This window comes from Priestia sp. P5_B4 (assembly GCF_056400385.1).
Window position 1 is genome coordinate 1 of record NZ_JBFULJ010000213.1, and the last position, 5,565, is coordinate 5,565.

Below are 5,565 nucleotides of genomic sequence, written 5' to 3' on the forward strand. Positions count from 1 at the left end.
AGCGCATCTTCTTTTTTATACTGAATGTCATGTTTGAATAGTCGAGTATTCTGTCTGAATTAGACAGCCTAGCACTTAGTATAACGATTGTTTACCAATGTGCCTTTTGTAATCAAAACAAATCTTCCTTCTAAGGTGCTCAATACGTTTCTTGAAGTCGCTGTAAAACAATGCATGTGTACAGTCTCTCCTTTCTTGTATTGGCCTTACATAGAGTGTATACCCTCGAAAAAATAATTGAAACCTAATTGGGAGATTTTTTCAAAAAATAATAAATCCATTATGGTTAGGCTCTTTTGTCTCTATTTTTTCACCCAGTTGTCATTATCATCTTTTTTGTACTTCGTTTTCACCGCGTTCCAAGCGACTTTGTGAGCGGTAGCTTCTTCTTTGTATTCATCACTTGCTGAATTGAATGCTTCTTTATAAATTTCCTGAGCATGATGAGGAAGATTATCTCTTACTCCATCCGGCAGTTCTTTTAATGAATTGTAAGGCATGATAGTATTCCTCCTTGAAAACATCTTTTACTACTGATTTACCTGTTTTCAAATAACATAAACATTTAATAAATATAGTCCTTATACAAGTCGGACTGAGTGACCTTTTTATAAGCGAGTCCGTGTTTTTTAGCAAGGGCTTTTACTTCATCTACACAGTTTTGAGCGCTTCTTGGTGATACGTAAATTTCATTGATAAGCTGATGTAAATTACATGTAAGGAGGTTACCATGCTCATGAGAAAACTCATACGATCTTTTTTCAAGGATATCCATTCGTTGTTGCCATTGATTTGCGGAAATACCTTGAATTTCGAACAGCTTTTGCAGCTTCCAAGCGTGTATACGACTTGCTACAATAACAAGCCTCAATTCATTTTCATGCTGATAGGATTTGCGCTTGTAAAATAACGTGTCATATACAGAGTGACTGACCATTTCTTTTTGGAAGTCTATGTACTGCACTTTGCCAGAGAAGATTTTATAGCGTAAATCTTTAATACTGCACAATAAATTTTCATAGGTGGTTTTAATAGCTACGCCATCATTCCCCTTTAAATATAGATCCCACATTCCAGCGGCTTCGTAATCATTGATATGCCAGGATGAAACAGCAGAAAATTCATGGATTTTTCTTATATAGGTTCTAGAGGTACGGTTATGACGTTCGCCTTTTTTTCTTAACTCTTCTATGTTCCACATTGAAGAGCATCCTTCAAGAGGGTCCGAAAATGCATCAGGTTTTGCGAAAAAAAGCGCATTGGTTTCCAGTAAATCTTGAAAATCAGACAGCGGCATAAATCGCCACACCGTCGGATTATTGTGCACCTTATAGCGTTCATCATAATCGTCATAGCTAGATTCGAATCTTTTGGCATATTCGTAAGCTTTATCTCTATAAGCTAAATCCATTGGTTTTCCTCCTCTGAATGCATATTCACACTTGAATTATAGCACTTAATTGTTGTAATTTTCAAAATTATCCACCTGTATTAGGAGAGTTCTGTTATCAGAAAAGAAGGCACGCCTCAACATCTGCAGCGTGTCTTCTTATTTAATGAAATGAATATTTTGCTTAACACTTTCACTTTCTGGCTGATTTAATTCCAATAAATAAATTTTATCCGCTCGAAAATCAGTATTCTTCATTTCTTTTTTTAAGGCACGAATAAAGGCAGCTGAACTTTTTCCGTAGGCTTCAAAATAATGAAACGTGTGTACAACAAATAGAATGGATGCTCCACTGTAATCTTTTTTGCTCTTTTTTTGGATGTTTTCTAGCACTTTTTCTATATACTCTTCTACAGAACCTTCCGTCTGGATACGGGGTAGAGCAAAATTTCCTGAATTCACCCTCTGTGCATCTTCAAATTCCAGTTTCCCATCTTTGTAAGAAGTAATTTCAATTCGTTTTTCAGTACCATCCGGCTGAAGAATTAATCCGTCGTATCCTTGACTTCCAATAATAAGCTTCAATTTTGAATTCCTCGGACAATAGGAAGATTGGCTGAAGCAATAAAGCGGATAAAACTCTTCAAAAAACTTTTTGAAACGCCCTTTTTTAAGTCGAGCCAATTTTATATATTCTCTGTTTTGATGAATCATTTTCTGCGTATGTTCAAAATACTGCTTCATTTCTTCTTGCGTCCTGTACACATCAAGATCTTTAAATAATTCATCCATCATTTTCACCTTCAATCCCACCAACTAAAAAAGTCTTCTTGCTTAGTAGATACATATTCATAAATGTGTGTGACAATTTTCTTTTTTAAAAGATATAGCTTTTTTAAAACAAAACGTGCACACTTTTCATTTTTTTGCATATCCTGTTATTCGTGCGTTTAATCATGAGCGTATATTTCAGCCTTTAGTTGTAAAAGATGAACCGCAAAGTTACAGCTGATGGCGGATGATATGCTTCTGATTATTTCATAAACTATAACAAACAGGAAACTTAATAATAATTGAGGTGTTGAAAATGTTTGATAATGATTACGTAGTTAAAACCATTCACGATTTATATGTAAGAAATACAGAAAGCAAATTAAAAGTCTTCTTAACTTATTTTTGTCATAAAAGATAACATGTATTTATAGACGGTAATATATAGTCAATTGTTACTTGGAGTTTTTTATAGGAAGAAGAGTTTGATACAAATAAAAAGGAATAGTGGGTAATCCACTACTCCTTTTTTTATTATACTTGCAATTCCCGAATAAGTTCAGCAATAATTTTAATGCTTCTATCGATATCTGGTAAAGAAGCATAGGCGTAAGAAAGCCGAAGATAACTGCCGGTTTCTTGTGCATAGATACTTCCGGAATTAAGCAATATTCCTGTTTTTAAAGCACGAGAGTATAAAGATTTCATTGAAATAGAAGATTGAATATGCACCCATATAAAAAAGCCTCCTTCAGGATTCGTCCATGTCGCTACATCTCCTGCATATGTTTCTAAAGCATTCAGCATAACTTTTCTTCTTGTTCGCAATTCGGTTCGTACCGTTTCCATATGCTGTTGATATAAGCCATTTTTAAACCATTCTGCTGCCACTCTTTGAGACAATGAGCTGGATCCATAATCCGTTTGCATTTTAATATCCGCCAAACGCTCAATGACTGGTTCTGGGCCGACTATCCATCCGATACGTAATCCCGGGCTTAATGTTTTAGAAAGACTGCTAACATATAACACGTGTCCATTTTTATCTAAAGCCTTTAATGGCAACGGAGGCTGTTTATTTAGCCATAATTCGCGGTATAAATCATCTTCAATAATAGGAAGCTGATGTTCCTCACATTCTTTCAGCAAATCGTAACGCCTTTTTGAGGACATTAATGTTCCCGTTGGGTTATGGAAACATGGATTTGTATATAAAATTGCTTGCCCTTCTTGAGGGTCGGCGCGTGTTATAGCTGTTACTTTTATTCCTTCCTCATCCATAGAAAGACCTTTGAGGTTCATTCCGGCTGATTGAAATACATGTAAGGAGTATAGATAAGAAGGTTTTTCTAGCAAAACCGAAGAGTTCTTTTGCAGCAGTCCAATTGAAATAAGCTGAAGAGCTTGAAGAGCGCCGGAAACAATTAAAATAGAATCTGGAGAAGATTCAATCCCCATTGTCTTCATATACGCACTTAACTCTTTTCGTAAAGGAAAATACCCCTTTGGTTCTTCGTATCCTAGAACTTCCATGTTTTTTGCTACTTTTTCCATAGCATATTTCATTTTATCTTTAGGGAATATGTCAGGTGAAAGCTCTCCTTTGCTTAATTGAATAAGATTTGAGTTAAATTCGGATTCATTAATATCTTGTACCATTGCTTGACTCGGACGATGCATACCTGATTTCACATGAACATTCCAATCGGGCGGAGCCGTAGCCAAAAGTGTCCATGTATTATTTATAACAGTGGTTCCCTTTCCCATCTTACCTTCAATTAAACCGTCCGCTGTTAATTCCTCTAATGCCGTGATGACCGTACTTCGGTTAACATCGAACATAGCAGCAAGCTTTCGCTGACTAGGAATTTTACTTCCAATCGGCCATTCTCCACGCGCAATTTTCTCTTTCATAAAATCAATGATTTGCTTGTATTTTGGATAACTCGAACTGTTCTCTTGATTCATACACTTACTCCTGTTTTTAAAGTGGTTGGGTTAATTGCTTTTAAACTGGTTGAAGACATTTTATCAAATGTTTATTAACATGGGAACCACAATAGATACTGGTTGGATTCAAAATGAAAAATGGAGATGAATAGCATGAAATTAACGTGTAGTTTGGTGTTCTTACATATACTGATGATTAGCTTATGGGCTTCAGCATTTCCAGTTATTCAAATAGGGCTGGAATCGTTTTCTCCTCAGCACCTTGCTTTTGTTCGGTTAAGTATTGCTTCTGTAGTGCTGTTAGTTATTGCAATTGCCACACACATGCGCTTGCCTAATATAAAAGATATTCCACTTCTTTTAGCACTCGGTTTTTTAGGTTTTACCGTATATCACACGGCATTAAACATTGGAGAAAAAACGGTGAGTGCGGGTATTGCAAGTTTACTGGTCTCGACTACTCCTATTTTTTCTTCGCTTTTAGCTATTTTTCTTTTTCAGGAGGAGTTCGGAAAAAGAAAATGGATTGGATCTGCAGTAAGCTTTGCAGGTATTGCACTTTTAACCTTCAGCAAAGAGAACTTTGTACACTCAGTTAATGGAATCTTACTGATTCTGCTAGCTGCCCTTGCAGAAAGCATCTATATAGTATGTCAAAAAAATTTATTAAAAAAGTATGGTTTCCTTTCTTTTGTGACGTACAGTATTTGGGGGGCTACAATTTCTATGCTTGTTTTTTTACCTGGGTTAGAAACAGAACTTGCACATATCTCTGTCAGATCAGCAATAAGCGTGACATATTTAGGATTATTCCCAACCGTTATTCCCTATATGGTACTCGCTTATCTGACATCGCGTATAGGTTCTGCTGAGGCTGCCATTTCTCTTTACTTAACTCCTGCGCTGTCCTTTTTCTTAGCGTGGCTGCTTTTAAAAGATATCCCGAGTGCAGCTTCCATTGTTGGAAGCATCATTACGTTATGCGGCGTGTTGCTTACACATAGTAAAAGAAAAGTAGTGGTAAAAGAGACAAAGTTCACAATACAAAGATAATGTGTACGATTTAAGTAATTCTCTTAGAGGCTATGTTTTTTATCTATATATTTTATTTAGAACATACTTTAATTTCTTCTTTTTGCAGTTTAATTAATAAAAAAGCGCCTTTCTTTAATCTTGGTTTAAGATTTAAAGAAAGGCGTTTTTTATGTAGTTTCTAATTCTGCTTTTATTTTTCCAGCCACTGCGTGAGTCAGCTGCTGAAGATCGTAAATCTCTTCTCCTGAAAGTACTACATGTCCGTTTAAAACGTGGTTATGTTTATATGCTCGATACGTCACTTCGATACTTTTTATCGCACGCTCTACTTCATCATTCACCATAATACTTTCATAGTGATAGGATAGTGTTTCAATTCGAATCTGCGTATTTTTCATATTCATTCACCCTCCATGAGC

At 35.8% G+C, this 5,565-nt stretch carries 6 protein-coding genes; 1 reads left to right on the plus strand and 5 read right to left on the minus strand.

The genetic code is table 11. The features are described 5' to 3' along the window. Positions 1-302: 302 nt before the first annotated feature. From AC1DRF_RS15590 to pdxR, 4 genes are all read right to left on the minus strand, one after another. Entirely contained in the window at positions 303-500 is a 198-nt protein-coding gene (locus AC1DRF_RS15590) for a ChaB family protein (RefSeq protein WP_013083246.1), read from the minus strand. 65 nt (positions 501-565) lie between these two features. Beyond that, positions 566-1,411, minus strand: coding sequence for a DUF2971 domain-containing protein (locus tag AC1DRF_RS15595; protein WP_377573684.1), 846 nt, complete (start codon positions 1,409-1,411; stop codon positions 566-568). Positions 1,412-1,549: 138 nt separating this feature from the next. Then, the gene (locus AC1DRF_RS15600; protein ID WP_043982549.1) at positions 1,550-2,182 is read right to left on the minus strand and encodes a hypothetical protein; all 633 of its coding nucleotides are present in this window, start codon (positions 2,180-2,182) and stop codon (positions 1,550-1,552) included. Positions 2,183-2,695: 513 nt separating this feature from the next. Beyond that, positions 2,696-4,129, minus strand: a complete 1,434-nt coding sequence (gene pdxR, locus AC1DRF_RS15605) for a MocR-like pyridoxine biosynthesis transcription factor PdxR (RefSeq protein ID WP_427076512.1) — start codon at positions 4,127-4,129, stop codon at positions 2,696-2,698. A gap of 135 nt (positions 4,130-4,264) precedes the next feature. Between pdxR and AC1DRF_RS15610 the strand changes: the two genes are divergently transcribed. Beyond that, positions 4,265-5,164 (plus strand): DMT family transporter, encoded by a 900-nt coding sequence (locus tag AC1DRF_RS15610; RefSeq protein ID WP_427076513.1) that lies wholly within the window; start codon positions 4,265-4,267, stop codon positions 5,162-5,164. A 149-nt stretch (positions 5,165-5,313) separates the two neighbouring features. Here AC1DRF_RS15610 and AC1DRF_RS15615 read toward each other — a convergent pair whose 3' ends face one another. Further along, on the minus strand, positions 5,314-5,544 hold the full coding sequence (locus AC1DRF_RS15615; protein ID WP_016764194.1) for a hypothetical protein: 231 nt from the start codon (positions 5,542-5,544) through the stop codon (positions 5,314-5,316). Between the last annotated feature and the right edge of the window lie 21 nt (positions 5,545-5,565).